This window comes from Actinoallomurus sp. CA-142502 (assembly GCF_050936355.1).
In the GTDB taxonomy this organism is placed as follows: domain Bacteria; phylum Actinomycetota; class Actinomycetes; order Streptosporangiales; family Streptosporangiaceae; genus Actinoallomurus; species Actinoallomurus iriomotensis.
The window spans coordinates 5,023,199-5,048,955 of sequence record NZ_JBNJMY010000001.1; the positions used below are offsets into that span (position 1 = coordinate 5,023,199).

Sequence of the window (25,757 nt, forward strand, 5' to 3'; positions counted from 1 at the left end):
GGGGCGCGAGTTGTCGGTGGTGTTGCCTAACCTTCCTTGGTCGGGCGGATGAATGACGGGGGAGATGGCTGTGAGTGGCCGTAGGGCGCTGGACTTGGACTCGCTGGTGGTCAGCGACCGGTTCCGGCTGTTCAACTTCACCCGGCGCGACGACCACGTCGCCTACCTCTGGGTGCTGCGGGCCATGGACAGGCTGCGCGCCGTCCACCAGGTCCAGGTCGACAGCGACCAGGTCGGGGCGGCCCTCGCGGAGCTGGCCGAGCAGTACGACGACGTGCCCACGCTCGACGGCAACCTGCGCAGCCGCCTCGACGCGCTGTACGAGGACCGGGTGGTCCACCGGTTCGACGACGCCTCGCGGGCCGGCAACCTCGTCCGCTACCGCAACCGGCAGTCGGTCTACCAGTTCAGCGAGCTGGGCTACTGGGCCTACACCGCGGTCGAGGACCTCCTCGAGGCCCGCATCCAGGACGCCAACCTGTCCCGCCTGGTCTTCTCCGACATCCTGGAAGACCTCAAGGCCCTCGCCGCGGCCAACCGCGCGGGCGAGACCGAGCAGGTCTACCGCCGCCTGTCCCGGCTCGACTCGGTGATGGAGGACATGGGGCGGCGCTCGGCGCAGTTCCACGTGACCCTCGGGGAGATCGTCCGCTCCACCGACACCTCGCCGGACCTGTTCCTCCGCTACAAGAACGCCCTGCTCACGCACATGACCGACTTCATGGCCGAGCTCGACCGCTACCTCGCGCGGCTCGCCCGCGCGGTGCACGAGGTCGAGGACACCGGGCTCGGCACCCTCCTGGCCCGTGCCGCCGAGGCCGACGAGCGGCCGTTCATGCCGTACACCGAGCGGCTCGACGAGTGGGAGCGTCGCTGGGCCGCCCTGCGCGAGTGGTTCGCCGCCGAGGGCGACTCCCGCGCCGGCGAGCTGCGCGCGGCGACCCGCACGGCGGTCTCGGGCGTGATCGCGCTGCTGCGGCAGATCACCGAGGCCCAGCGCGGCGGCGTCAACCGCGCGACGCAGCTGCGGCACCTGGCCGAGTGGGTGTGGCGCGCCCCCGACACCGACGCCGCGCACGCGCTGATGTCGGCGGCGTTCAACCTGCGCTCGGCCCGTCACCTCGGCGGCGCGCACGACGACGCGGAGGAGATCTCCGACCGTGCCACCTGGTGGGACGCGCCCGGAGTCGAGCTGTCGATCAGTCTCTTCCGCACCGGCAAGGCGCCCACGACGGGCGTGCCGCAGCCCGTGCGGGCCAACGCCGGCGCCCGTGTCGAGCTGCGACGCCGGCAGGCGGCCGAGCGCGCCGCCGAGCGCGAGGCGGCCGGCCGGCTGCTGGGTTCCGGCGCGTACGACCGGGTGCTCGACGATGACGAGACGCGGGTCCTGCTCCGGCTCCTGACCCGCGCCCTGGAGGCCCGCACGGTCGTCGCCGGCCGGCTCGGCGGCGGATCCGGCGCGAGCGACACGGTGATGATGCGTCTCTCACCGTCCGAGGAGGGCAGCACGGTCGCCACCACCCGGGGGCGGCTGCACCTGCCCGGCTTCCGGGTCGAGCTGGCGCCCGCCCGGCGGGGGAGGTCCTGATGCGACGCCCCCGTGCGGCGGCCGGAGTCCAGGTCACCGACCTCGGCGCCTACCAGCAGGCGGTCCGCCGCGTGCTGACCTGCGACCTGATCACCGCCACCCGGCCGCGGCCGGGCGTGCTCGAACAGGTGCTCCGCTGGGCCGACGAGATGACCCACGACTTCCGTGAGCTGCTCGGCTACACCCTCATCGCCGACACGCGCCAGGTCCGGCTCGTACGCCGGCTCGACCGGCTCGACCCGACCCAGGGCCTGATGTTCGCCCGCAAGGGCGGCCGGCCCTTCGACCAGCGGCGGATGGCCTACCTCTGCCTCGTGCTGGCCTCGTTCCAGCGGTCCCGGGTGGAGATCAGCCTGGCCGACCTGGTCCGGGTCTTCACCCCGGCCGCCAACGCCATCGAGGGCCTCGGCTTCGACCCGACGGTGAACGCGCACAAGGCGGCCGTGGTCGACGTGCTCGGCTGGCTCGTCGACCGCGGCGCCCTGCGCCTGTCCGACGGCTCGCTGGAGGCGTGGGCCCGTGACAGCGAGCACGGCGACGCGCTCTACGACATCGACCACGACATCTGCGCCGTCCTGTTCAAGCCCGCCCGGCCGGTGCAGCACCTGACGAGCGCGGCCGGCCTGCTCGACGACCCGCTGTCGCGCGTGGACGGCGCCGTGCACCCGCAGGCGGTGGCGCAGCGGGCGCGGAGACTGCTCACCGAGTGGCCCGTGGTCTACTACGACGACGTCGAGCCCGCCATCGCCGACCTGCTCCGCCGGCCGGGACTCGCCGAGGACCTGGCCCGCTTCACCGGCCTGGTGGTCGAGCGCCGCGCGGAGGGCGTCATGCTCGCCGACGCGGGCGGGGTGTTCACCGACCGGCCGTTCCCCGGGCGCGGCGGCGCCGTCAACCGGACGGCCGGGCTGCTGCTCGCCAAGATCGCCGATCTGCTCGAAGACCCCGAACAGGAGCCGGCGCTCATCGAGACGCCGAGCGAGGCCGACGACCACGCCGCGCTCGTGGCGCGGATCGACGCCGGCCTGCCGGAGGCCGGCGTCGTACGCGAGCTGGCCTGGACGCCGCCCGAGACGGCCGAACCCGCGCCCGGACCCGCCGGCACCGCGCCCCTGGTCGAGCGCACCCGGCTGGAGACGATGATCGACGAGTTGTTCGACGAGTTCGGCGCGGCGTCCTTCACCAGCGCCTGGCAGGGAGATCCGCGCGGCCTGCTCGACGCGGCGCTGACGTTCCTGGCCGAGCTGAGCCTCGTACGGCCGGTGCCGGGCGGGGTGCTCGTCCGGCCGGCGGCCGTGCGCTACCGCAACATCACGCTGGCCCTCGCCGACACCGCGCAGCTTCCGCTACCCGCGCCCGCAGGAGGAGAGACGTCATGACGGCACGGTTCCGCCCTTCTCGCGCGGGCGTCATCAACGTCTGGGACTACGCCGACGAGGAGTTCGTCTTCGCCGACGGACGGCTGGTCCTGCGCGGTCACAACGGGTCGGGCAAGACCAAGGCCCTCGAAGTGCTGTTCCCGTTCGTCCTCGACGGGGTCGCCGACGCCCGGCGGCTCGACCCGTTCAGCGGCGACAACCGGACGATGAAGTCCAACCTGCTCTACCGCGGCCAGGAGTCCGAGTACGGCTACGTGTGGATGGAGTTCGCCCGAGCGGAAGCGACCGAGCGCGCGGAGTGGGCGGTGAGGGACGAAGGGGCGGATCAAGGGCGCGATCAGGCCGGTCCGGACGAGACGGTGACCCTGGTCATCGGCTTGCGGGCGCATCGCAACCGCGACGGCGTGCGCTCCTCCTTCTTCGTCACCGGCAAGCGGCTCGGCGTCGACTTCGGCCTGCTGGGTCCCGACTCACGGCCGCTGACCGACCGGCAGCTGCGGGAGTCGCTGGAGCCGGGCGCCTCCTGCAAGACGGCCACCGAATACCGCGACGCCGTCGACGCGCGCCTGTTCGGCCTGGGCCGCGAGCGCTACACCCAGCTGCTCGACCTGCTCCTGGCGCTGCGGCGCCCGCTGCTGGCCAAGGACCTCGACCCCGGCAAGGTGTCCGACACGCTCACCGCCGGCCTCAGCCCGGTCGATGAGGACCTGGTCGACCAGGCGGCGCGCGACTTCGAGAACCTCGCCGCCGTACAGCGCCTCTTCGACGACCTGACCGCCGCCGACAGCGCGGTCACGGCGTTCATGGCCGACTACACGACCTATCTGCAGGTGCACGCGAAGGCCAAGCTCGACCGCGTCGAGTCGGGGTTCCAGGGCGCGACCGCGCACGCGCGGGGCGTCGCCGAGGCGCTGGCCGAGGTCGAGCGGGCCACGGCCGCGCACGCGGCGGCGGTCGCGGCCCGCGACGCCGCCGAAGAGGAGCGCGCCACGCTCGGCGCCCGGCTGGGCGCGCTGAAGAGCCACGACGCGTACCGCAGGCAGGGCGACCTCGACCGCATGCGCACGCAGATCGCCGCCACCGCGGCCGAGATCGACAAAGAACGTGCCCGCCTCGACCGCGCCGGGGAGACCGTACGCGCCCTGACCCGCGAGGCGGACGAGGCCGACGAACGCCTGCGGTCCTCACGGCAGGCGGTCGGCCGCTGGACGGACGCGCTGGAGGACGCCGCCGAACGGGCCGGCATCGCCACCGACGGCGACGGCCCCGCCGACAGCGGCGAGGAGCTGCTGGTCGACGCCTCCGCGCGGAGCACCGCGCGACGCGACGATGTGGCTCGCGTGCGCGAGCACCTGGCCCTGGTCGGCGCCGCCGAGACCGAGCGCGCCCGCGCGGAGGAGGCGGTGGCGGAGGCCGGTGACAAGCTGGCCCGGCGGGAGGCCGAGTGCGCCGAGGCCGACGCGCACCTCGCCGCCGTACGCGACCAGGCCTCCTCGGCGCTCGCCGACTGGGCGTCGCGCTGGTCCGGCGGCGAGGAACCGGTCGCCGAGGCCGCCGACGTCGAGGCGCTGACGGCCGCGCTGGAGTCGATCGGCGAGGCGGGCGCGCGGAGCCTGGCGGAGGTGTTCGCCGACCGGACGGACGACCGGCGCCTCGCCGTGGCCTCGCGTCGTCAGGAGCTGGCCGGGCGGCGTAGGCAACTGGCGGCCGACCTGGCCGAGCAGCGCGCGCTGCGCGTCGAGATCGAGGCCGAGCGCGACGACGCGCCGCAGGAGAACGACCTGCGCACCGCCGACCGGTCCGCCCGGCCCGGCGCGCCGCTGTGGCGGCTCGTCCGCTTCGCCGACGACGTCGAGCCGTCGCGGGCGGCCGGCATCGAGGGCGCGCTGTACGGCGCGGGCATGCTCACCGCCTGGGTCCACCCCGACCCCGCGCAGACGATGGCGGCGGTGGCCGCGGCCGAGTCCGACGGCTACCTCGTCCCGGTCTCCCCGGGTCCGGAGGGGCCGACGCTCGCCGACGTGCTGGTCCCCGAAGAACAGGACCTCGTGCCCGCCGCGGCCGTCGCGGCGGTGCTGGGCTCGATCGCGCTCACCGCCGACCTGGCCGGCCACACCGCCTCGGCGGCCGTCACCGACCGGGGCCAGTTCGGCCACGGCGTCCATGTCGGCGCCCGGCCCAAGGAGGCGCCGGAGTTCATCGGCGCCACCAACCGCGAACAACGCCGCCGGGCCCGCCTGGCCGCCTGCGACGAGGCGATCGCGGAGCTGGTGGCACGCGACGCCGAGGCCGCCGCCGAGTCGGAACGGCTGGAGGAGCTGCTCGGCGACTTCAAGCGCGCCCAGCGTGAACTGCCCCCGGCCAAGCCGGTGGTGGGCGCGCTCAAGCGGGTGGCCGACAACGCCATCCTGCTGACCGTCGCCCGTACCGCGGAGACGGAGGCGCGCAAGGCACTCGAAGGCGCGTCCGCCGAGGTCGACGCCCGCCGGCGGCGCCTGCGCCAGACGGCCGCCGAGCGGGGCATGCCGGCCACGGCCGAGGCGGTCGACGCGGTCGCCCAGGCGGTCGAGGACTTCACCGCGGCCGCCGGTCACCTCGACGCCGAACGGCGCAACGCCGCGTTCCTGGTGAACGACGTCGCCGGCCGCCGCGACAACATCGAACGCCTCGCCTCCGACCGCGCCGAGAGCGCCGAGGCCCTGGCCGACAAGGAGAAGACGCACGCCGCGGCGGTCGAGGAGCTCGCCGAGCGGGAAAATGCGCTGGACGCTCCGCTGAAGGAGGTCCTCGCCCGGATCGAGGAGACCGAGGCGCTGATCAGCGCGACCGACGAGGAGTTCCGGCGGCAGCGGTCCGAGGCGGAGCGGCAGGACCGGCGCCTCATCAAGGCCGAGGCCGACCTGACCAACGGCCGCAAGCTGGTCACCGAGGCGATGAACGGCCTGTTCGAACAGGCGGCGTCCTTCGCCCCGTACGCCCACCGCGACCTGCGGATCCTCCTGGGCGTCGCCGACGCGCGCCCCTGGCCCTCCGACGCGAGCTGGGAGCCGGCCCGCGCCGCCGAGGCGGTCATCGAGGCCCTGTGCCGCCCCACCGCCCCGGAGACCGCCACCGGGGGTGCGGCGGGCGAGGCCGGTTCGGGCGGGCCGGGCGCGGCCGGGGCGGGCCCGGTGAGGGTCGGTGTCCCTGCTCCGGTCGCCCTGGGGGAGGCCGGTTTCGGTTCAGGCGGGTCCGGCGCGGTGGGAGCCGCGCCCGGCGCGGCCGGGGTGGGTGCCTCTGCTCCGGGCGGGGCCGGTGAGGCCGGTTCCGATACCGCCGGTTCGCGTGGGTCCGGCGCGGTGGGAGCCGTGTCCGGGGCGGCCATGGCCCCGCTGGATCCCGAGGCGGCGGTGCGGGCGGCGTTCCCGGCCGGTGTGGTGGAGCTGCTCGACGCGTTCCGCGTCGAGATCGGCGGGGGCCGCCCGGTCACGGACGGCGCGCTCAAGAGCGCCGCCGGGCGGATGTCCGACGCGCTGCGGACCTTCGGTGACGCGCTCACCTCCTGCGAGGCCGACTACCGTCTCGACTACGACCCCACCGGCGTCGTGATGGTCTTCGTCATCGACGAGGACGGCCGCAACCCGGTCGGAGTCTTCGCCGGCCGGGTCGCCGAGCGTGCCCGCGAGCAGGGCGTCCTGCTGGAGCAGCGCGAGCGTACGGTCCTGGAGGACGAGCTGCTCACCGGCCTGGCCCAGCAGATCCACGGCCGGGTCCTCGCCGCGCGCGACCTCGTCCGCGGCATGAACGCCGACACGCGGTCCCGCCCGATGTCGTCGGGCACCGCGATCGGCATCCGCTGGGCCCACTCGGACAAGATCGACGACCGGCAGCGCGCCACCTCACGGCTGCTCACCCGCGACGCCCAGGGCCTGGGCCCCTCCGGCCTGGCCGAGCTGCGCGGCACCCTCCGCGAGATGATCCGCGACTACCGCGCCACCCATCCGCGCGCCACCTACAAAGAGGTGCTGTCCGAGGTCCTCGACTACCGCACCTGGCACACGTTCGAGCTGCTGCTCGTCGTGCCGGGCGATCCGGAGGTCCGGCTGACCCGGGCCCGGCACTCGGTGATGTCGGGCGGTGAGAAGTCCGCCGCGATCCACCTGCCCCTGTTCGCCGCCGCGAACGCCCTCTACTCCTCGGCCCGCCCGGACTGCCCGCGCATGATCGCCCTGGACGAGGCGTTCGCCGGCATCGACGACAAGTACAAGCCGGACCTGCTCGGCCTCACGGTCAAGTTCGACCTGGACCTGTTCATGACCGGGCACGACCTGTGGGTGCACCACGAGACGGTGCCGATGGCCGCCCACTACGACATGCACCACGACAAGACCGCGCACGCCGTGTCGGCGATGCTCGTCCTGTGGGACGGCACCCAGCTGGTCGACGCCGAGGCCGGGTTCGCGGGCAACGACGAGCTGGCCGAAGAACTCCTCGGCATCAAACCCCGCCGCCACGTCCCGCCCGCCGCCGACGACTCGCTCCTGAGCGCGCTGCCGGAGGGCGAGGACGAGGAGGACGAGCCGTGACGCTCGAGGAGCGGGCGATCGAACGCTTCCGCGGTCCGGACTACCGGCGGCTGCTGGACCGCGCACGCGACCGGCTCGAACGCCGCGGCGGATCCCTGAGCGGCACGATCAGCCTGCCCGACCTCACACACGAGGAGCGGAGGGCGCTCGACGGCCTCCTCGGCGGCGCGCGGCGGCCGGGAGCCAGGAGCACCTCGGTGGACCTGACCCGGCTGGACGCCGCCGTCCGTACGTCCTGCGGCCTGAGCCTCGCCGGGTTACTGGAGACGGTCTTCGGCCGGCCGCTGAGCGACCGCCCCGCCGAGAGGGCGGCCAAGGAGGCCGCGCGTGCCGAACTGCTCCGCCGGGTGGAGGAGAGCCCGCTGTACGCCTCGGCGGACTGGTTCCGCGACTGGGCCGGCGCCCGGGGCAGGCTGACCCGGCTCGTCACGCGGGACGACGCGCACCTGTTCGCCAACGCGGTCGCGGTCCTCGAACGCCTGGAGAGCTCCACGGGTACGGTCGAGCTGACGACGCTCGCCGACGAGGTGACCGGCGACACCAAGGCACTCGGCCCGAGGTCTCCGCTGTCCAGGCTGGTCCTCGACGCGCTGGCACGCCGCGTCGGCGTGCCCCGCCCGGAGGCGGCGGAGGACTGCCGGCGACTGTGGGAGGTCTTCGGCGTTCTCCCGGACGACCTGGCGAGCCGCGTTCTCGTGCTCAATCTCCCGGCCGAGGGTGCGGGGCTGGGGGAGTGGCTCACCGGCGCCGCGCGGTACGGCACCCCGTTCCCGGTCACGCTGAACCAGCTCAGGAAGCACCCGGTCACCGCTGCCCGCCCCGTCGTGTACGTCTGCGAGAACCCCACCATCGTCCGGCGCGCGGCGGCCGAGCTGGGCGCGGCCGCGCCGCCTCTCCTGTGCACCGAAGGACTGCCGTCGCTCGCGTTCCACCGCCTCGCGAGCACCGTCATCACGGGCGGAGGCACGCTGCGCTACCACGGCGACTTCGACTGGCCGGGCCTGGCAATCGCGCACGCGGTGATGCGGCGTCACGGCGCCGAACCCTGGCGCATGTCGGCCGCCGACTACCTCGCCGGAGTCCGCGGCGCCGACCGTCACCTGCCGCTGAAGGGCCGGGAGTCCCCGAGCCCGTGGGCGCCCGACCTGGCCACGACCATGGCCGGGACCGGCTTGGTCGTCTCCGAGGAGACGGTCGCCGACCGCCTGATCGCCGACCTTCGGTCGGCCTCGGGAACACCGTAGTGCCGGCGCCATGGCGCAGAGTGCGTACGGCGGCCTACGTTTCGCGGCGCACCCGCTCAGGTTGTCGGCCTGTGTTTCGTGGCGACTAGGGTTGTCGGCCCGCATTTCCTCCTGGGAGTGCCGGGATGGCCGCTTGTTGTAACACGTCCTGTCCGTCCGGCCGTGGGCGCGGTACCGGCCTTGTGCGGCGAAACGCGGCCGCGGCTTCTCACCGGCGGTCGCCGCCGAAGCGGCCGGGCACCACCTCGTCCAGGCACGCTACGGAAATCTCGCCTGCCCGGTCGTCCGCGCCCTGGTGTGCTCCGCCGCGTACGTGCCGGGTGATCGTCCACTGCTCCCTGACGTGGATCAAGCCAGCAGCAGCACCCCGAACAGGGCGACGCCCGCCAGCAGCCAGGCCACATAGTCGCCGACGTGCCCGGAGTGCAGGCGGTGCAGCACCCTCGCGCGCGGGACGTACCCCCGGACGCCCAGCACGGCGATCGCGAACGCCAGGGCCACCGCCGGCAGGCCCGACACCACGCTCGTCGCCGTCCACGCCACCGGCTTCGCGCCCGGCAGGAGCGGCGCGACGGCGTGGCCCAGCACCGTACCCGGCAGCAGGCCGACCAGCAGTCCCGCGAGCACCAGCAGCAGTCCCGGTGCCAGCATCGTCCACGGCAGCCGGGACAGCTTGAACTCCGTCTCCGGCTCGTGGTGCTCGGTGGCGCCCGGCACCGGCCGCCCCGCGCCGTGGAACACCCGCAGCCACACCCGCAGCACCGCCCCCGCCGTCAGCGCGGACGCGGTGATCCCGAGGGCCAGGATCCAGTGCCCGCCCTCCTCCTCGATCAGGGCCTTGCCCGCCCAGGTGCCCGACGGCGCCAGGCCCGCCAGGCCGATGCCGCCGAGGAGGAAGATCGCGCCGGTGACGGGCATCGATCGTCCACGGCCGTGCAGGTCGTACTCGTCGACCGTCTCGTACCGGTTCAGCAGCGCCCCCGCCCCGACGAACAGGCCCGCCTTCACGCCCGCGTGGCCGATCAGGTACCAGGCGGCGCCGGCCAGCGCGTCCGCGCGCAGCAGGCCGAGGCCGACGAGGAGAAGGCCGACGTGACTGACCGTGGAGTATGCGAGCAGCCGCTTGATGTGCCGTTGCAGTACGCACATGATCCCGCCGAGCAGCGCCGCCGCCGACCCGAAGACGATCAGCGCCGTACGGACCGGGGCGGCCGGGACGGCGTGCGCGAAACTCGTCAGGTACGTCCGGGCCACCGCGTACACGCCGAGTTCCACCATCACGCCGGAGAACAGCATGCAGACCGGCGTCGGCGCCACGGCGTGCGCGTCCGCCAGCCAGAAGTGGAAGGGCACCGCCGCCGCCTTCACCAGGAATCCGGTGCAGATGAGGACGAAGGAGACGGTCACCAGCGCGTCGTGGCCGTGCAGGTGCCGGCCCACCGCGGCGAAGCCGAGCTGGCCCGTACGGGCGTAGACGAGCGCGATGCCGGTGAGGGTGAGGTAGGCCCCGAGGGAGTTCACGATGCCGAAGTTCAACGCGCCGTGCACGGTCTCCGGCTCCTCGGACTGGTACCCGGTCAGCGCGTACGCGACCACGCTCATCAGCTCGAAGAACACGAACGCGTCGAACAGGTCCCCGGTGAGCGTGAACGCGCACATCGCCCCGGTGAACAGCAGCACCAGCGTGTGGAAGACGGCCTGGAGGTCGTCGAAGTAGTGCCAGGAGACGATGAGCGCGCACAGCGCCACGACGGCGACCGTCAGCGCCAGCCCGGCCCCGACGGTGTCGCCGACCAGAGCGATGCCGACGCCCTCGCCCCAGCCGCCCATCCACACCGTGGTGCCGCCGTGGGCGAGCACCAGCGCGAGCAGCACGATCTGCGCGGCGACCGTGCCCGTGGCCAGGGCGTCGGCGGCGAACCGCGGCAGCCGCCGCCCGACCGCCGCGAGCAGCGCCGCCACCGCGAACGGCAGCCCGATCGCCAACGGGAGGATCACGGTTCGAGGGAGCGCAGCTGGTCCGGGTCGACCGTGCCGCGGCGCTTGGCCACCTGCACCGTGAGCGCGAGGAGCAGCGCGGTCACCGTCGCCCCGACGACGATGTCGGTGAGCGTCATCGCCTGCACCAGCGGGTCGACGACGTTCCGCGTCGGCTTGATGTCGGAGAAGACCGGCGCGGTCGCCTTCTTCTGATAGCCGACGGCGAGCAGCAGCACGTACGTGGCGGACTGCGCCACCGACAGGCACACCACGGCGTGCACGAGGTTCCGGCTGGTCACGATGCCGTAGACGCCGACCAGCAGAATCCAGCCGGGGATCAGGTAGGGGAGATGGGTCATGAGTCCTTCCTCACGAGGAGGGCCTGCTCGAAGAACTTGGCCAGCGCGAGCACGAACGCGCAGCCGACCTCCAGGCCGACCACCGCGTTCATGGCCTTGACCTGGCCGGCGAACCACAGCGCCAGCACGACGAACGCGCCCGCCGCGAGCGCCTCGCCGGCCTCGAACATCGGCACCGGCCGGATCCGGGCGAGCGCGGGGTAGTCGCCGGCCAGGTAGACCAGGTGGATCGCGCTGCCGAGCACCACACCGCCCTGGAAACCGCCGCCGGGGGAGAGGTAACCGTGCGCGACGATGTAGACGCCCGTCATGAGCGTGACCGGCAGCAGCAGGTACCCGGTGATCCGCAGCGCGTCGAAGACCTGGGCGGGGCCGTACGCGTGCTCGCCCGCGGAGTCCTCCTGCTCGGCCCGTACGGTCCGCAGCACGAGGACGGCGGCGAGCGCGGAGGCCATGAGGATCAGCTCCTCGCCGAGCGTGTCGAGCGCCCGCTGGTCGAAGTTGATCGAGGAGATGACGTTGGGGGTGTGGCGGGCCAGCGCGTTCGGCAGTGTCCGCTGACCGTACGGGTGGAAGGTGCCGCCGAACCGGGGCAGCCGGAACGCGGCCAGTGCGAACAGCACCGCCAGCCCCGCCCCGCCGACGCCCAGCACGAGCAACCGCAACCGTCGGCTCACGGGTCCTCCTTCGTCGGGAAGGTGACCAGGGCGCTGTGCTTGTCGGTTCGCTCGCTCCGCTCGTTCACGACCGGTCCTTCTCGTCCGGCTCGCGTGTGTGGTGGCGGCGGATCGCGTGGATGGCCAGCATCACGATGAGGGGGACGACCACCGTGCCGACTCCGGTCTGCGACATCGCCACGTCGGGCGCCTGGAGCACCACGAACAGGACCGTCAGCACGATGCCGTACCCGGACAGCACGATCGCCTGCCGTGCCGGGTCACGTGTGAGCACCACCGCGGTCGCCATGAACGCCGTCAGCAGCAGGACCGCGACGATCAGTACCTCATTCATGGGAGACCCGCCTCCCGGCACGCGCGGTGGTGATCACGGTCGCCGGCCCGGTGACGAGGAGCAGCAGCCCGATGAAAACGATCTTCGCGACGTCGTGCCAGGACGACCACGGCGCGAGGGCGAGCCCGGCGGTCACCAGCGGCGCGGCGATCACCGAGCCGATCGAGACGAAGTGCAGTCGCAGGAAGCGGCCGCGGATCAGCAGCAGCCGTAGGGTGGCGAAGGTGGTCAGCGCCGTGCCCGCCCAGATCAGCACGGTGCTCGCCACGTTCACGCGGTGCCGCCGAGGAAGCGCGCGTACACCAGCGAACCGGCGAACGACAGCAGCGCCACGACGAACGCCGCGTCGAGGTAGGCCGGTCGCCCGTACCCGGCGGCCAGCAGCATGAGTACGAGCGTCGCGGCCGGCCCGGCGAGGATGAGCCCGGCGAGCCGGTCCACCGGCTCGCCTCGCAGCGTCGCGAGCAGGCAGGGGAACAGCGCGGCCACCAGCAGCGCGAATGCCGCGGGCAGCCCGACGGCCAGGGCGGTCATCGCGTCACCTCGCGTTCGAGCGCGGACGGCCGGTCGCCGACCCGGTGGACGATGAGCACGTCGCGGTCCGGGTCGACGTCGGCGACGTAGGTGTTCGGTGCGACGGAGAGGGCCAGCGCGGTGTACCCGCGTCGTGTCGCCGGCTGCTCGTCCCGGGGCAGGGGGATCTCGGTGAACGCCCCGCGCGGGCGCCACAGCAGGCGCGCGAACCCGCTGACGGTCTGGTCCGGCAGGCGCAAGAGCCATCGCAGCCATCCGGCGCGGGGCCAGTACGTCTCGTCGTTGTCGGTCGCCAGCAGCGTCCGGCGGGTCAGGACCGCCGCCACGCCGCACGCGACCCCGGTGGCCGCTCCGACCACGATCTCGGTCGGGGAGATGGTGGAGATGATCGCCAGGTACACGGCGAACAGGACCACGGCCCAGATCGCCGCTTCGATGAACTCCCGTCGTCTCATGCCGCCGTTAGTTCCCAGGTACGTGGCGTGAATGCACCGATGACGCCACGACCCGGAGACCGCGAGAACGGATGACGGACGGTCGCCGCCGAGGTGAAATGGCCGGATTGGGACGTTCCAATCCCCTTGCGCGTGGTTTACAAACCTTGTCAAGGTTTCTGATGGCTAGGCAGCCGGTTCTCACCCCCCGCTCCGGCAGCCGCAGGGAATGCCACTCGTCGTGTCGGCATGCCCTGGGCCGCCGGGAGCCGAGCGCCAGTGCCCATGCCACCCGGGGCGCGCCACACGGGCGTGCCCGACACACTGGGAGGCACGTTGAAGTCCATTCCCCTGTCCCGGCGTACCGGTATGGCCGTCGCGGCCGCCGGAGTCCTCGCGATCGCGGTCGCCCCCGCGGCCCAGGCGGCGACTCCGAGCCCCACCGCGCAGGCGAAGGTCGCCTCCGAGCTGGCGCGGCAGCTCGGATCCCGCTCCGCCGGCTCGTATCTCGACTCTTCGCGCACGCTGGTCGTCACGGTGACGAACGCGGCCGACGCGAAGACCGTCAAGGCCGCCGGGGCGACCCCGAAGACCGTCGCGCGTACGGGCGCGCAACTGCGGACGGCGAAGAAGGCCCTGGACGCCGCCGCGGTGCCGGGCACCGCGCGGATGATCGACCCGAAGACGAACCAGGTCGTCGTCGCGGTCGACAGCACCGTCACGGGCGACCGTCTCAGCAAGGTCGAGAAGGCCGCGTCCGCACAGGGCGCCGCCGTCCGCATCCGGCACGTGAGCGGTGAGTTCCGTCCGCTCATCGCCGGTGGCGACGCCATCTGGGGCAGCGGCTACCGCTGCTCGCTCGGGTTCAACGTGACCACCAGCAGTGGTGCCGCCGGCTTCATCACCGCCGGGCACTGCGGCAACGTGGTCAGCACGTGGTACTCCGACCAGGGCGAGAGCAGTGAGCTCGCCACGACCGGAAAGAGCGTGTTCCCGGGCAACGACTACTCGATCGCCACGTACACGGGCGGCGGCTCGCACCCCAGCGAGGTCGACCTGTACAACGGTTCCACCCAGGCGATCACCGGTGCCGGTGACGCGACGGTCGGCGAGTCCGTCCAGCGCAGCGGCAGCACCACCAACGTGCACGGCGGCACCGTGACCGCCGTCGACGCGTCGGTGACGTACGAGGAGGGCACGGTCAACGGGCTCATCGACACGAACGTGTGCGCCGAGCCCGGTGACAGCGGCGGCGCGCTGTTCGACGGCGGCACCGCGCTGGGTCTCACCTCCGGCGGCAGCGGCGACTGCAGCTCCGGTGGCGAGACGTTCTTCCAGCCGGTCCCGGCCGCGCTGAGCGCCCTGGGCGCCAGCATCGGCTGAGTCCCCGACGGGACCCCTCCGGCGTAATCCGGAGGGGTCCTTCGCGTTATTTGACAGCGCAGTCCATTACCGCCTAGCGTCAGCGCCATGCCCCGTACGAAGGAGTTCGACCGCGACGAGGCGCTGCGGCGCGCCGTCGAGGTGTTCTGGGACCGCGGCTACGAGGCCGCCTCCACCGAAGAGCTGCTCGCGGCGATGGGGATCGGCCGGCAGAGCATGTACAACGCGTTCGGCGACAAGCGGCGGCTCTACCTGGAGGCGCTGCGGCGCTATCAGGCCGAGACGAGCGCCGACATGTTCGAGCGGCTGAGCGCCGCCGAGTCGCCGTTGTCGGCGCTGGCCGGGGTGCTGCTCGAGGTCGCGCGCCAAAGCGACGACGAGCGCCGCCGCAGCTGCATGGCGGTCAACGCCGCGGCGGAGTTCGGCCGGTCCGACCAGGAGGTCGCCGCGATCCTCGACTCCGGGAGCGACCTGTGCCACACCGCGTACGCGCGGCTCGTGGCCCAGGCGAAGCGCAAGGGCGAGGCGCGCTCTGACCTGGACGAACAGGCGGCGGCACGTTTCCTGCACTCCACGCTCGTGGGGCTGCGCCTGCGAGCGCGTGCCGGTGCCTCGCCCGAGGTGCTGCACGACATCGCGACCATCGCCATCGACGGTCTTCGGGCCCGCTAGGAGATCCACGCGCCGCACCCGTGACGGGGCGGCGCATTCGTTCGCACTGTTTTTGGACTGTGCTGTCAAATAAGGACGAGAAAATGAGTGCACGGCTGGACGGCAGGACGGCGCTGGTGACGGGGTCGACGAGCGGCCTGGGGCGGGCGATGGCGGACGCCATGGCCGCGGCGGGCGCGCACGTCGTGCTCACCGGGCGCAGCAAGGAGGCGGGGGAGCGGGCCGTCGCCGAGCTGCGGGACGCCGGTCACACGGCCGACTACGTGGCGGCCGACCTGGCCGAGGGACGGCTGGAGGCGCTGCGCCTGGCCGACGAGGCCGAGTCCCTGCTGGGCGGCCGGGTCGACATCCTCGTGAACAACGCCGGGATCGTCCCCGTCGGCCCGACCGCCGACCTGGACGAGGAGCTCTACGACCGTGCGTGGACCGTGAACGTCAAGTCGGCGTTCTTCCTGACCGCCCGCCTGGCCCCGGCGATGGCCGCCCGCGGCGCGGGCGTCATCATCAACACCGGCTCGATCGTGGTGCGCCACGGCTTCGTGGGCTCGGCGCTCTACAGCGCGACGAAAGCCGCGATCGAGTCGCTGACCATGTCCTGGGCCGCGGAGTTCGGCCCGAGTGGCGTCCGGGTCAACGCCATCGCCCCGGGCTTCGTGGCGACGGAGACGTCACCGTCGGAGCGCCTGGTGGGAGCGATGACCGCCTCCCCGGCGGGCCGGCCCGGCCGGGCGGAGGAGATCGGCCCGCTGGCCGTCTACCTGGCCGGCGACGACGCCGCGTACGTCCACGGCGCGTCCTTCGTCCTGGACGGCGGCTGGACCACCGCCCGCAGGTAGTGGGCAGCCGACACGGTGCGGCGACCCCGCCCGCCGCACCGAAGCCGCCGGCGTGGCGAGACACGGACGCCGGGCGCGCCCGGGGACCTCAGCGGGCGACGGCCCGGCCGGCGTCGGCCGAGGCGGGCGTGCCGCGGTGCTGTAGGCACGTCGCGCCAGTTCGGCACGGCGGTGCTGTGGCTGGGCGCACTGGTCCGGCACGCGGCCCGGTCGGCGTCGGCTGAGGCGGGCCTACGGCGGTGCTGTGGGTGCGTGGTGCCGGTGCGGTACGGCGGCGCCCCCGAGCTCTCGCCGGGTGGTGGTCCGGTCGGCGTTGGCGGAGGTGGGTGTTTCGCGGTGCTGTGGGTGCGTCGTGCCGGTGCGGCGGCGCGCCTGAAGACCTCGCCGGGCGGCGCCCGGTCGGCGTCGGCCGAGGCGGGCGTACCGCAGTGCTCTGGGCGCGCCGGGCCGGTCCGGTACGCCGGGTGCGTCCGGCTCAGCGAACGGGCGGCGCGTCGGTGTGTTCGTGCAGTTCCCGCGAGAGCGCCTGGATGGCGTGGGTGAGCAGAGCCACCTTCGTCTCGAGTTGAAGGATGCGTTCCTCCAGGTGGGCGGCCGAAGGGGCGCGGAAACCGATGTTGATCTGGCGTGTCATCCTGCCTTCTCTCGTTCGCTGAAGGGCCCCGCCGGCCCACTCGGCGGCGCCGTCGGCGCCCGGCACCGCAGGCGGCGGGGCGTCCGGGTCAGCGTGGTGCCGCGCCGCCCTCGGCGTACCGGTTCGGCAGCACCGGCTCGATGCGGTACAGCGTCGGACGCTCCAGGTGGCCCGGCGTCGGCCGGTGCCTGCGTCCCGCGACGGCGGCGACCAGGTCCCGTGCGGTGATCAGGCCCACGAGCCGGTCCTCGCCGTCGGTGACGGCCACGAAGTCCAGCTGGGCGGCGAGCATCGCCCGTGCCGCCGCGGCGATGGAGTCCGAGACGCCGACGTGAGGCATGAGGCGGTGGCCCACGACCGTGCTCACCGGCATGCGCATGCGGTCCGGACCGCCGCCGTCCCACGCGGCGGCCATCGTCTCGGCGTCCAGGACGCCGATGCAGTGACCGTCGGTGCTGACCACCGGTACGTGGTGGTACCCACCCTGGCGCATCAGCTCCCAAGCCATGAGCGTGGTCTCCTCGGCCGCGACGGTGAGCACCTCGGTGGACATCACGTCGCCAACGAGGCTTTCCTCGAAGCTCGAGGTCATCGTGTGGCCTCCAGATAGGTCGGGTGGATCCGTCGTCCGCTGACGTATTCGCCGCGGATGCGGATGAAGTAGCCGAGGCCTCGCGGGGCCCACGATCTCAGCGGGAGCCGGGAGAGGCGCTCGATCTCGGTGGCGACGCGGACGACCCGTGCTTCCCCGATCACGGTGACCGACCAACCCGAGCGGCTGCCCGGTTCGAAGGCGTCGGCCTCGAAGGCGACGACCGCACCGCGGGTGGCCGAGGCCAGCTTCGAGCCCGGCGGCATCGAGATGATCACGTCATCGCCGTCGAACACGAAGTGGACCGGCTCGATCGCGGGCAGCGCGCGGTCGGTGAAGACCACCCGGCCGAGGGTCACGGACCGCATCAGCGCCAGGCAGTCGTCGCGATCAAGGACCTCGATCCCGTTCGCGTCGAGTCTCATGGCTCGATACTCCCCGTGGCCCCGACCGGCGGGCAGGGGCGAAGGTCCCGGCCGGGCCCGCCATTCCTCAGCATCGGGCCCCGGCGCGGAGGACCTTCGCCCGGCACCGCGTCAAGGGTGCGGACCACCGGGGCCGAGGCCGGGCAGGACCTGGGACGGTCCTGCCGAAATGCCGTCTGACCTCGTCTTTCATACTGGTCTCAGCAGGACTTGCCGCTCGGGGCAGGACGTGGACGCGGAGGACGGGAGGCATACGCCGTGTGCCCTGAAGGGCAGCCCGGGGACGATCGCGCCGGCATGGTGCTGCCGCAGCTACGGCTCGACGATCTTCTCTCTGAGCTGCAGTCGCGGCTCGCGGCGGTGCTCGCCACCCGCGACCGGGTGCACGCGCTGCTCGAGGCGGTCGTCTCGATCGAGAGCGATCTGGAGCTGGACACCGTTCTGTACCGGATCGTCGAGGCGGCGACCACCCTCGTCGACGCCCGGTACGGCGCACTCGGGGTGATCGGCAAGGACGACCGGCTGTCCCGGTTCGTGACCGTCGGCATCACCGAGGAGGAGATCAAGGCGATCGGCTCCTGGCCGACGGGTCAGGGCATCCTCGGCCTGCTGATCAGGGAACCGGCCCCGATCCGGCTGGCCGACCTGTCCGCGCACCCGGCCTCCTCGGGGTTCCCGCCCGCCCATCCGCCGATGCACCGGTTCCTGGGCGTGCCCGTACGCGTGCGCGACGAGGTGTTCGGCAACCTCTACCTGACCGAGAAGGCCGGCGGCGGAGAGTTCGACGAGGACGACGAGAGCGTGGTCGCCGCCCTCGCCACGGCGGCCGGTGTGGCGATCGAGAACGCCCGCCTCTACGAGGAGGCCCGGCGGCGCGAACGCTGGCGGGAGGCCTCGGCCGAGGTGTCCACCTCGCTGCTGTCCGGCACCGCGCCGGCCGAGGTCCTCACGCTGGTGGCCCGGCGTGCCCGGGAGATCTGCGACGCGGACTACGCCATGGTGGCGCTCGCGGAGGGAGAGGAGCTCACCGTCCAGGCGGCCGACGGCGAGCACGCCGACCTGATCGCCGGGCGCCGCCCCCGGATCGACGACGTGCTGGCCGGACGGGTGTTCCGCACCGGCGAGTCCCTGATGCTCGCCGACGCCGGGGAGGCGGCCCGTACGGTCAGGTCCCCGCCGCCCATACCGCTGGAGGCCATCCTGGCCGTGCCGCTGGGGACCGGGCCGGAGGTACGCGGCGTGCTCGCGGTGGCCAACGCCCCGAGCCGGCCGGCCTTCACCGAGTCCGCCCGGCGGCTGCTGGAGGCGTTCGCCGCCCAGGCCGCCGTCGCCATCGAGCTGGCCGAACGCCGCCGTGACGCGGAGCGCCTCGTCCTGCTGGAGGATCGGGACCGGATCGCCAAGGACCTGCACGACACCGTCATCCAGCGCCTGTTCGCCACCGCGATGACGTTGATGAGCGCGATGAAGATGACCGACCGGCCCGACGTCGCCGTACGGGTCCAGCGCGCGGTCGACGATCTGGACGAGACGATCCGCCAGATCCGCTCGACGATCTTCGCGCTGCAGGCGGTACCCGGCGCCCGCCTCGGGCTGCGCGAACGAATCCTGGAGGTGGTCGAGGGGACGACGGAGTGCCTGGGGTTCGCGCCCGCCGTACGCCTCGAAGGGCTGCTGGACACCACGGTGAACGCCGAGACCGGCGAACATCTGATCGCCGCGCTCCGGGAGGCTCTGTCCAACGTCGCACGGCACGCGCACGCGCGCCACGTGTTCGTGACCGTCGACGCCGGCGACTCCCTCACGCTCGTGGTCGAGGACGACGGCACCGGCATCCCGCCGGGCGGCCGGCGCAGCGGCCTGCGCAACCTCGCCGAACGGGCCCGCTCCCTCGGCGGCTCCTTCGAGTTCCGCGACCGGGAGGGCGGCGGAAGCGTCCTGGACTGGCGGGTCCCGCTGCGCCACGACTGACCCGGACGCCTCCCGGCCGAGGCGAGCGGCCCCGGACCAGGGGACCTTCGGCCTCTATCTGACGTCCGGCCGCCGCCGAGACGCTGGGGAGAGCAGCGGCGGCGGCCGAGGGGGTGCCCGCCGCGCGCCGACCACCAGGAGACATCATGATCCAGCCGATCGTCGTCGGAACCGACGGCTCGTCCCGAGCCGACCTCGCCGTGGAATGGGCCGCGGACGAGGCGACGCTGAGACACCGGCCGCTGCACATCGTGCACGCGGCCGAACGCTGGGACCACGACATGCCGTTCTACGCGACGCCCGGGACCTGCGAGTCACTGACGGAGACGGGCGAGCACGTGCTCGCCGAGGCCGTCGAACGCGCCGCCAAGGCCCGTCCCGGCCTGCCGGTCACCAGCGAACTGGTCTTCGACGCGCCCGTACGCGCGCTGCGGTCACAGGGCCGCCGTTCGTGCGAGATCGTGGTCGGCCACCGGGGTCTCGGCGGATTCACCGGGATGCTGCTCGGCTCCACCGGCCTGCGGCTGGCCGCCTACGTCCCGGTGCCGACGATCGTCGTGCGCGGCGAACCCCGGGAACGCCGTCACGAGGTGCTCGCCGGCGTGGACCTGTCCGAGACGCCGGGGGCGTCGGAGGAGGTGCTCCGGTACGCCTTCGAGGCCGCGGCACTGCGCGACGCGTGGGTCCACGTGGTGCACGCCTGGCAGGTACCCGCCATCCTGCCCACCGTCTCGGTGTGCGAGGCCGAGGCCGTGACACGTGACCGCCTCGACGACGCGCTCGCCCCCTGGCGGGCGCGCTATCCGGACGTCGGCGTGGTCGAGCAGACACCGCGCGGACACCCGGTCGGCGCGCTCACGGCCTGTTCCTCCCGTGCGGCCCTTCTCGTCATCGGACCCGGCTGCCGCGAGACCCGCCTCGGGTCCGTCGCCCATGGCGTCATCCACCATGCCGACTGCCCCGTCGCCATCGTCGGCCCGCCCCGGTAACCGGCTCCGGGAAGACGTCACGTGCGGCGGGGGTCAGTCGTCGACCATGTCCACGAGGTCGGCGATCGAGTCGGTGATGCGGGACGGGCGGAACGGGAAGCGGTCCACGTCGCCCGCCTGGGTCACGCCCGTCAGGACCAGGATCGTGTAGAGGCCCGCCTCCATGCCCGAGACCACGTCGGTGTCCATCCGGTCGCCGATCATGGCCGTCGTCTCCGAGTGGCCGCCCACGGTGTTGAGGGCGCTGCGCATCATCAGCGGGTTCGGCTTGCCGACGAAGTACGGGGTCACGTTGGTGGCCTTGGTGATCAGCGCGGCGACCGCGCCCGTCGCCGGGAGGGAGCCCTCGGCCGAGGGGCCGATCGGGTCCGGGTTGGTGGCGATGAACCGCGCGCCGCCGTCGATGAGGCGGATCGCCCGGGTGATCGAGGTGAAGCTGTACGTGCGGGTCTCGCCGAGGACGACGTAGTCGGGGTCGATGTCGGTCAGGACGTACCCGACCTCGTGGAGCGCGGTGGTCAGCCCCGACTCGCCCAGGACGAACGCCGACCCGTGCGGTCGCTGGTCGTTCAGGAACTGCGCGGTCGCCAGTGCGGACGTGTAGATCGACTCGACCGGGACGTCGAGCCCGGCCGCTCGCAGCCGTACGTGAAGGTCTCCGGGCGTGTAGATCGAGTTGTTCGTCAGGACGAGGAACCGCCGCCCCGCCTTGGTCAGCCGCTCCAGGAACTCCCGCGCTCCGGGTACCGGACGGCCCTCGTGGACCAGGACACCGTCCATGTCGGTCAACCAGCATTCGATCTCTTTGCGCTCACTCATGCGATCAATATCCCGCAATGACGTGAACGCACGGTACGCCGGGGCGGGGTCTTCTTCGCCGGTCACAGCGCGAGTTCGAACCAGACCGCCTTGCCCGCCGCCGTGTGGCTGGCGCCCCATCGGCTGGAGAGTCTGTCGACGAGGTAGATGCCGCGGCCGGCCTCGTCGTCGTCACCGGGTTCGCACAGGACGGGCAGGTGGTGATCGTCGTCGGTGACCTCGCACAGCAGCGTCTCGGTGCGCAGCAGCCGCATGGTGATCGGGCGCGTGGTGTAGCGGATCGCGTTGGTGACGAGTTCGGTCGCGAGGAGCGAGGCGGCGTCGATCTGGTCCTCCAGCCCCCAGCCGGTGAGCGTGTTGGCGATCAGTCCCCGTACGTGACGTGCCGCCTGGGCGTGCGGGCGCATGATCCAGTTGGCGACGCTGGCGCTCGGGATGCCGTCGAACCGGGCGATGAGGAGCGCGACGTCGTCCTCGCGTTCGCCGGTGCGCAGGGCGCGCAGGACGTTCTCGCACAGGTCGTCGGGCGGGTCGGACACCTTCGCCAGGCTCTCGCGCAGCTCGTCGAGCCCCTCGGTGATGTCCTGGTCGCGGGACTCGACCAGGCCGTCGGTGCACAGCGCGATCAGCGTGCCGTCCGGCGCGGGCACCTCGATGGTCTCGAACGCGACGTTGCCGACGCCGAGCGGAACGCCGGCCGGCACCGGGACCAGCTCGGTACGGCCGTCGGCATAGGCGAAGACCGGCGGGACGTGCCCGGCGTTCGCGATCGCGCAGCGTCGGGCGACCGGGTCGTACACGCAGTAGACGCAGGTGGCGAGGAACTGTTCGCCGGCCTGCCCGACGGTCTCCTCGAAGAGCTGGTCGAGGTGGCGGAGCACCTGGTCCGGGGGAGGGTCGAGGGCGGCGAGGGTGCGCACGGCGGTACGGAGCTGGCCCATCGTGGCGGCCGAGTGCACCCCGTGCCCCATGACGTCGCCGACGATGAGCGCGACCCGGCTGCCGGGGAGCGGGACCGCGTCGAACCAGTCGCCGCCGACCTGCGCGGCGGGGTTGCCCGGCAGGTAGCGGTAGGCGATCTCCACGCCAGGCAGCCGCGGCGGGTGCTTGGGCAGCATGCTGCGCTGGAGCGCGTCCGCGACGCGCGCCTCCCGCTGGTACAGCAACGCCTTGTGCGCGCCGAGCGCCGCCTGGTCGGCCATCAGCGTGGCGGTCAGCACGGCGGTCTCGTCGAAGCCGGGGCGTCCGGCCGAGCGCAGCAGCAACGCGAACCCGAGCAGGTGCCGCCCCGCGCGGAGCGGGACGACGACGAGCGACCCCGACCGTGCCGCCGGCAGCAGGCAGCCGACGTCGTCCTGGTCACGCGAGCCCGTGCCGTCCGGGCTCGGGTCGGGCCACATGACGAGCTGCCCGCTGCCGACGCTCGCCGCGAACGGGCCGGTCAGCTCGGAGACTGCGACCTTGCCGGGGAGCGCGCGGACCGTGCGCCGGGCGTCGCCGTCCGGTGCGGCGTGGCGGGCGACCTTGCACAGCACGCCGTCGGCCGGGGCGCCGGGTGACTCGGGTGGTTCGCCGTCGGTGAGCACCGTCTCGTACAGGTACGTCGCGGCGAGGTCGGCGACGCGCGGCACCGCCGTCTCGCAGAGCGAGGTCATGACCTGGGTCAGCTCCAGGTCACCGCCGATCCGTACCGTCGCGGCGTGCAGGAAGGCGAGATGCTCGTGTACGTCGGACGGGTCGGGCCGCCCGTGACCCCGCCACCTCACCGAAGGCCGTCGCGGCGGCAGAACAGGAACAGCTGCACCTCGGGCAGGAGCTCGGCGCTGGCCGGGGCGTACGTCAGGTGGTGCAGCTCGGTGACCTCGAACCCCGCCTCGGTGACGAGCGACACGAGTTCGTCGCGCATGTACCCGCTCACCCGTACGGGACTGCCGAGGAACTGGATCGGCGTGTCGTCGAGGTCCGCCTCCACCATGCCGAGCACCAGATGACCTCCCGGCGCGAGCAGGTCGTGAAAGTGCTCGAGCGCGGGCGGGATCTCCACGCGCGGCAGCATCAGCAGCGAGAAAAATGCGACAACTGCCGCGAATTCCCCCAAGGATGCATCAAGTTCCTCTATGGGGCGGCGGAGGAATTCCGCTTCCGGCACGTCCCGGCGGGCCAGGCGGAGCATCTCGTCGGAGATGTCGATCCCGACCACCGAGTGCCCGGCGTCGGCGAGCTGCCGCGCGGTCGGAGTGCCCGTGCCGCATCCGGCGTCGAGGATCCGCGCCCCGGGCGGAAGCCGGTCGAGTAGCCGGCGCACGGCCGAGAGCTGCCCGTCCTTGTGCGGGAACGCCTCGTCGTACCGCTCCCCGATCCGGTCGAACGCCCATGCCTGAGCGGTCTGCCGATCGGCCCGGGAACCCACGACGTACGGAGCCTGGGTCATCACACCGTCCCTCCTAGCCCCTCCGGCTGCGTCGAGCGTGGTGCCTATTCAACACGGATTCCGGCTCAAGCTCCGCAGAACCCCGCTTACACGTGTTGACAGAATTGGTATCCATTAGCGGACGTGCGGCGAGAACCCGTTGCAGCAGGCCGGAAAGCGTTTTCCATAGGAGCCGGAACTCCCTCACGACGCACGCCGGGAATGCGGCAATGGGACGTTTTCTGGCTACTTGCGGTGGTTGAGGAGGCGCAGGACCCGCTGGATCGTGCCCGGGGGAGGCGGGCCGAACGGCGAGGCGAGGCGGGTACGGGCGGGGCGGCCGCGCAGGGTCACCGTGTTGCCCAGGCGCCAGCGGGACGCCTCGCCCTGGTGCGCCGCGCCGACCACCGTGGCCGACGCCAGGAGGCGTTCGTCGGTGCTCTTGGCCAGGTCGCTCAGCCGGGCCGCCTCGTTGACCGGGTCGCCGATGACGGTGTACTCCAGCCGCTGTTCGGCGCCGATGTGCCCGGCCACGACCTGTCCCGAGGACACCCCGATGCCCGCGTGCAGCTGCGGCAGTTCGGCCCGCAGCCGGTGGGACAGCTTCCGGGCGGCGGCGAGCGCCTGACCGGCCGGGTCCTCCAGCTGCTGCGGCGCGCCGAAGACGGCCAGCGCCGCGTCGCCCTGGAACTTGTTGATCAGCCCGCCGTGCGCGGCCACGACCTCCACGACGATGCCGAAGTAGGCGTTGAGCAGGCCGACGACCTCGCCGGGCGGCCGGGTCGCGGCCAGCCGGGTCGAGCCCTTCAGGTCGGCGAAGATGACGGCCGCCTCGCAGACCTCGCCGCCGAGGGCGACGCCGTGTTCGAGCGCGTGCCGGGCGACGTCCTCGCCGACGTGCCGGCCGAACAGGTCGCGGATCCGCTCGTTCTCGCGCAGGCCGGTGGCCATGTGGTTGAACCCCGCCTGCAGGCCGCCCAGCTCGCCCGCGTCGTACACGGGCACGGACGCCTGAAGGTCGCCGCGTTCGACCCGGGCCAGGCCCTCCCGTACGGACCGGACCGGGTCGGCGACCGCGCGCGCGGCGATGTAGGTGACCTCGAACCCGACCAGCAGCGCCACCCCGCCGAGCACCAGGATGGTGACCGCGAGCTGCGTCAGCGACATGCCGGTCACCACCAGCGCGGCCACCGCGGTGATGACCAGGCCGAGCAGCGGCACGCCGGTGCCGAGCGCCCAGGCGAGCATGGTGCGCGGCGTAATGCCGAACCATCCGTCGTGGGGAGTGGGCCGCGACGCCATCACGATGGCCGCGAACGGGCGCAGCAGGCGTTCGGCGAGCAGGTAGACGAGCGCGCAGGTCGTGATGGCGCCGAGCAGGGTGATCATGCTCACCTTGAGCGCGAGCAACGGGGAGTAGGCCAGGTCGATGACGGCCCACCCGGCCGCGCCGCACGCCCACAGCGTCGCCTGCATCGCCATCAGCCGCAGCGGCCCGCGCAGGACCGCCCGGCGTTCGATCTCGTCCGGCTCGCCGTCGTGCGCGGCGAACGTGCGCAACGGCCGGCACAGCCGGATCCCCCACGCGATGCCGATCGGCGCGCCGAACAGGACGTACGCGGAGAACACCACCAGGTTGACCAGGCGCACGCGCGCGGGGTCGGCCAGACCCGGCGGGTCGGGCATCACGAAGGTCGAGAACAGCAGGACGAACAGCGCGCCGGCGAGGTTGGCGCCGCCGACCGCGACGATGAGCATCCACCGCGTACGGCGTTCGAGGCCGACGCGAGAGACGCCGGACGGCCCGTCGAGCCACGTCCGGAGCCGCTCGGCCCGATTCCTGCCGCCCACCGCCATCCCTCCCGTCGCGGGACATTCGGGGACACTAGTGTTACCGAAAGCCGGGGAGCGGACGACGGTGGGCGGCCGATT

The 25,757-nt window shown here is 73.0% G+C and carries 24 protein-coding genes; 9 read left to right on the plus strand and 15 right to left on the minus strand.

Translation table 11 applies throughout. The features are described from left to right. Window positions 1–70: 70 nt before the first annotated feature. From ACQEV1_RS23980 to ACQEV1_RS23995, 4 genes are read left to right on the plus strand one after another with little or no spacing between them, the layout of a single operon-like run. Complete coding sequence (locus ACQEV1_RS23980; protein WP_285581293.1) at window positions 71–1,588, plus strand: TIGR02677 family protein; 1,518 nt, start codon at window positions 71–73, stop codon at window positions 1,586–1,588. Beyond that, window positions 1,588–2,967 (plus strand): DUF2398 family protein, encoded by a 1,380-nt coding sequence (locus ACQEV1_RS23985; protein ID WP_285619050.1) that lies wholly within the window; start codon window positions 1,588–1,590, stop codon window positions 2,965–2,967. The genes ACQEV1_RS23980 and ACQEV1_RS23985 overlap by 1 nt, the downstream gene beginning before the upstream one ends. Further along, entirely contained in the window at window positions 2,964–7,532 is a 4,569-nt protein-coding gene (locus tag ACQEV1_RS23990; protein ID WP_433396242.1) for an SbcC/MukB-like Walker B domain-containing protein, read from the plus strand. The genes ACQEV1_RS23985 and ACQEV1_RS23990 overlap by 4 nt, the downstream gene beginning before the upstream one ends. After that, complete coding sequence (locus tag ACQEV1_RS23995) at window positions 7,529–8,776, plus strand: TIGR02679 family protein (RefSeq protein WP_433396244.1); 1,248 nt, start codon at window positions 7,529–7,531, stop codon at window positions 8,774–8,776. The genes ACQEV1_RS23990 and ACQEV1_RS23995 overlap by 4 nt, the downstream gene beginning before the upstream one ends. A gap of 208 nt (window positions 8,777–8,984) precedes the next feature. Here ACQEV1_RS23995 and ACQEV1_RS24000 read toward each other — a convergent pair whose 3' ends face one another. The 8 genes from ACQEV1_RS24000 to ACQEV1_RS24035 all read right to left on the minus strand — a co-directional run bounded on the left by ACQEV1_RS24000 (window position 8,985) and on the right by ACQEV1_RS24035 (window position 13,115). Continuing rightward, window positions 8,985–9,128 (minus strand): hypothetical protein, encoded by a 144-nt coding sequence (locus ACQEV1_RS24000; RefSeq protein WP_433396246.1) that lies wholly within the window; start codon window positions 9,126–9,128, stop codon window positions 8,985–8,987. After that, window positions 9,125–10,774 (minus strand): complex I subunit 5 family protein, encoded by a 1,650-nt coding sequence (locus tag ACQEV1_RS24005; protein ID WP_433396247.1) that lies wholly within the window; start codon window positions 10,772–10,774, stop codon window positions 9,125–9,127. Before ACQEV1_RS24005 ends, ACQEV1_RS24000 begins: the two co-directional genes overlap by 4 nt. Beyond that, window positions 10,771–11,115: a sodium:proton antiporter gene (locus tag ACQEV1_RS24010; protein ID WP_433396249.1), complete on the minus strand. Its 345-nt coding sequence runs from the start codon at window positions 11,113–11,115 to the stop codon at window positions 10,771–10,773. Before ACQEV1_RS24010 ends, ACQEV1_RS24005 begins: the two co-directional genes overlap by 4 nt. After that, window positions 11,112–11,792 carry an MnhB domain-containing protein gene (locus ACQEV1_RS24015; RefSeq protein ID WP_285619045.1) on the minus strand — a complete coding sequence of 227 codons (681 nt, stop codon included), beginning with the start codon at window positions 11,790–11,792 and terminating at the stop codon, window positions 11,112–11,114. The genes ACQEV1_RS24010 and ACQEV1_RS24015 overlap by 4 nt, the downstream gene beginning before the upstream one ends. 64 nt (window positions 11,793–11,856) lie before the next feature. Next, window positions 11,857–12,126: a Na(+)/H(+) antiporter subunit B gene (locus ACQEV1_RS24020; RefSeq protein ID WP_285619044.1), complete on the minus strand. Its 270-nt coding sequence runs from the start codon at window positions 12,124–12,126 to the stop codon at window positions 11,857–11,859. Next, on the minus strand, window positions 12,119–12,394 hold the full coding sequence (locus ACQEV1_RS24025) for a monovalent cation/H(+) antiporter subunit G (protein WP_433396252.1): 276 nt from the start codon (window positions 12,392–12,394) through the stop codon (window positions 12,119–12,121). The genes ACQEV1_RS24020 and ACQEV1_RS24025 overlap by 8 nt, the downstream gene beginning before the upstream one ends. A gap of 2 nt (window positions 12,395–12,396) precedes the next feature. After that, complete coding sequence (locus ACQEV1_RS24030; RefSeq protein WP_285581311.1) at window positions 12,397–12,660, minus strand: MrpF/PhaF family protein; 264 nt, start codon at window positions 12,658–12,660, stop codon at window positions 12,397–12,399. Beyond that, window positions 12,657–13,115, minus strand: a complete 459-nt coding sequence (locus ACQEV1_RS24035) for a Na+/H+ antiporter subunit E (RefSeq protein ID WP_285619042.1) — start codon at window positions 13,113–13,115, stop codon at window positions 12,657–12,659. Before ACQEV1_RS24035 ends, ACQEV1_RS24030 begins: the two co-directional genes overlap by 4 nt. 315 nt (window positions 13,116–13,430) lie before the next feature. Between ACQEV1_RS24035 and ACQEV1_RS24040 the strand changes: the two genes are divergently transcribed. From ACQEV1_RS24040 to ACQEV1_RS24050, 3 genes are all read left to right on the plus strand, one after another. Next, window positions 13,431–14,477: a S1 family peptidase gene (locus ACQEV1_RS24040; RefSeq protein ID WP_285619041.1), complete on the plus strand. Its 1,047-nt coding sequence runs from the start codon at window positions 13,431–13,433 to the stop codon at window positions 14,475–14,477. An 87-nt stretch (window positions 14,478–14,564) separates the two neighbouring features. Further along, entirely contained in the window at window positions 14,565–15,149 is a 585-nt protein-coding gene (locus tag ACQEV1_RS24045) for a TetR/AcrR family transcriptional regulator (protein WP_433396255.1), read from the plus strand. Window positions 15,150–15,232: 83 nt separating this feature from the next. Beyond that, window positions 15,233–15,985: an SDR family NAD(P)-dependent oxidoreductase gene (locus tag ACQEV1_RS24050; RefSeq protein ID WP_433396257.1), complete on the plus strand. Its 753-nt coding sequence runs from the start codon at window positions 15,233–15,235 to the stop codon at window positions 15,983–15,985. Between the two features lie 475 nt (window positions 15,986–16,460). On the opposite strand, the gene ACQEV1_RS24055 is transcribed toward ACQEV1_RS24050, so the two are convergent. The 3 genes from ACQEV1_RS24055 to ACQEV1_RS24065 form a co-directional block, all read right to left on the minus strand. Next, complete coding sequence (locus ACQEV1_RS24055) at window positions 16,461–16,619, minus strand: hypothetical protein (protein ID WP_285581323.1); 159 nt, start codon at window positions 16,617–16,619, stop codon at window positions 16,461–16,463. 88 nt (window positions 16,620–16,707) lie between these two features. Then, complete coding sequence (locus ACQEV1_RS24060; RefSeq protein ID WP_285619038.1) at window positions 16,708–17,211, minus strand: CBS domain-containing protein; 504 nt, start codon at window positions 17,209–17,211, stop codon at window positions 16,708–16,710. After that, window positions 17,208–17,636, minus strand: coding sequence for a pyridoxamine 5'-phosphate oxidase family protein (locus tag ACQEV1_RS24065; RefSeq protein WP_285619037.1), 429 nt, complete (start codon window positions 17,634–17,636; stop codon window positions 17,208–17,210). Before ACQEV1_RS24065 ends, ACQEV1_RS24060 begins: the two co-directional genes overlap by 4 nt. Before the next feature lie 297 nt (window positions 17,637–17,933). On the opposite strand from ACQEV1_RS24065, the gene ACQEV1_RS24070 reads away from it, so the two are divergent. Together ACQEV1_RS24070 and ACQEV1_RS24075 are read left to right on the plus strand one after the other, a co-directional pair. Then, window positions 17,934–19,607 carry a GAF domain-containing protein gene (locus ACQEV1_RS24070; protein WP_433396260.1) on the plus strand — a complete coding sequence of 558 codons (1,674 nt, stop codon included), beginning with the start codon at window positions 17,934–17,936 and terminating at the stop codon, window positions 19,605–19,607. 146 nt (window positions 19,608–19,753) lie between these two features. Beyond that, window positions 19,754–20,596, plus strand: coding sequence for a universal stress protein (locus tag ACQEV1_RS24075; RefSeq protein ID WP_285619035.1), 843 nt, complete (start codon window positions 19,754–19,756; stop codon window positions 20,594–20,596). A 33-nt stretch (window positions 20,597–20,629) separates the two neighbouring features. On the opposite strand, the gene ACQEV1_RS24080 is transcribed toward ACQEV1_RS24075, so the two are convergent. The 4 genes from ACQEV1_RS24080 to ACQEV1_RS24095 all read right to left on the minus strand — a co-directional run bounded on the left by ACQEV1_RS24080 (window position 20,630) and on the right by ACQEV1_RS24095 (window position 25,676). Next, window positions 20,630–21,415, minus strand: a complete 786-nt coding sequence (locus ACQEV1_RS24080) for an HAD-IIA family hydrolase (RefSeq protein ID WP_285581331.1) — start codon at window positions 21,413–21,415, stop codon at window positions 20,630–20,632. A 62-nt stretch (window positions 21,416–21,477) separates the two neighbouring features. Then, the gene (locus ACQEV1_RS24085; protein WP_285619034.1) at window positions 21,478–23,181 is read right to left on the minus strand and encodes an ATP-binding SpoIIE family protein phosphatase; all 1,704 of its coding nucleotides are present in this window, start codon (window positions 23,179–23,181) and stop codon (window positions 21,478–21,480) included. After that, window positions 23,178–23,846, minus strand: coding sequence for a class I SAM-dependent methyltransferase (locus ACQEV1_RS24090; RefSeq protein ID WP_285619033.1), 669 nt, complete (start codon window positions 23,844–23,846; stop codon window positions 23,178–23,180). Before ACQEV1_RS24090 ends, ACQEV1_RS24085 begins: the two co-directional genes overlap by 4 nt. A 225-nt stretch (window positions 23,847–24,071) precedes the next feature. Further along, on the minus strand, window positions 24,072–25,676 hold the full coding sequence (locus ACQEV1_RS24095; protein WP_433396264.1) for an adenylate/guanylate cyclase domain-containing protein: 1,605 nt from the start codon (window positions 25,674–25,676) through the stop codon (window positions 24,072–24,074). Between the last annotated feature and the right edge of the window lie 81 nt (window positions 25,677–25,757).

Excerpts from the sequence above, each read along its gene's own strand:
- ACQEV1_RS24070 (WP_433396260.1), top strand. The coding sequence starts at position 17,934 with ATGGTGCTGCCGCAGCTACGGCTCGACGATCTTCTCTCTGAGCTGCAG.
- ACQEV1_RS24035 (WP_285619042.1), bottom strand. The coding sequence starts at position 13,115 with ATGAGACGACGGGAGTTCATCGAAGCGGCGATCTGGGCCGTGGTCCTG.
- ACQEV1_RS24090 (WP_285619033.1), bottom strand. The coding sequence starts at position 23,846 with ATGACCCAGGCTCCGTACGTCGTGGGTTCCCGGGCCGATCGGCAGACC.
- ACQEV1_RS24045 (WP_433396255.1), top strand. The coding sequence starts at position 14,565 with ATGCCCCGTACGAAGGAGTTCGACCGCGACGAGGCGCTGCGGCGCGCC.
- ACQEV1_RS24030 (WP_285581311.1), bottom strand. The coding sequence starts at position 12,660 with ATGACCGCCCTGGCCGTCGGGCTGCCCGCGGCATTCGCGCTGCTGGTG.
- ACQEV1_RS23990 (WP_433396242.1), top strand. The coding sequence starts at position 2,964 with ATGACGGCACGGTTCCGCCCTTCTCGCGCGGGCGTCATCAACGTCTGG.
- ACQEV1_RS24060 (WP_285619038.1), bottom strand. The coding sequence starts at position 17,211 with ATGACCTCGAGCTTCGAGGAAAGCCTCGTTGGCGACGTGATGTCCACC.
- ACQEV1_RS24010 (WP_433396249.1), bottom strand. The coding sequence starts at position 11,115 with ATGACCCATCTCCCCTACCTGATCCCCGGCTGGATTCTGCTGGTCGGC.
- ACQEV1_RS24080 (WP_285581331.1), bottom strand. The coding sequence starts at position 21,415 with ATGAGTGAGCGCAAAGAGATCGAATGCTGGTTGACCGACATGGACGGT.
- ACQEV1_RS24020 (WP_285619044.1), bottom strand. The coding sequence starts at position 12,126 with ATGAATGAGGTACTGATCGTCGCGGTCCTGCTGCTGACGGCGTTCATG.
- ACQEV1_RS24075 (WP_285619035.1), top strand. The coding sequence starts at position 19,754 with ATGATCCAGCCGATCGTCGTCGGAACCGACGGCTCGTCCCGAGCCGAC.
- ACQEV1_RS24050 (WP_433396257.1), top strand. The coding sequence starts at position 15,233 with ATGAGTGCACGGCTGGACGGCAGGACGGCGCTGGTGACGGGGTCGACG.
- ACQEV1_RS23985 (WP_285619050.1), top strand. The coding sequence starts at position 1,588 with ATGCGACGCCCCCGTGCGGCGGCCGGAGTCCAGGTCACCGACCTCGGC.
- ACQEV1_RS24055 (WP_285581323.1), bottom strand. The coding sequence starts at position 16,619 with ATGACACGCCAGATCAACATCGGTTTCCGCGCCCCTTCGGCCGCCCAC.
- ACQEV1_RS24065 (WP_285619037.1), bottom strand. The coding sequence starts at position 17,636 with ATGAGACTCGACGCGAACGGGATCGAGGTCCTTGATCGCGACGACTGC.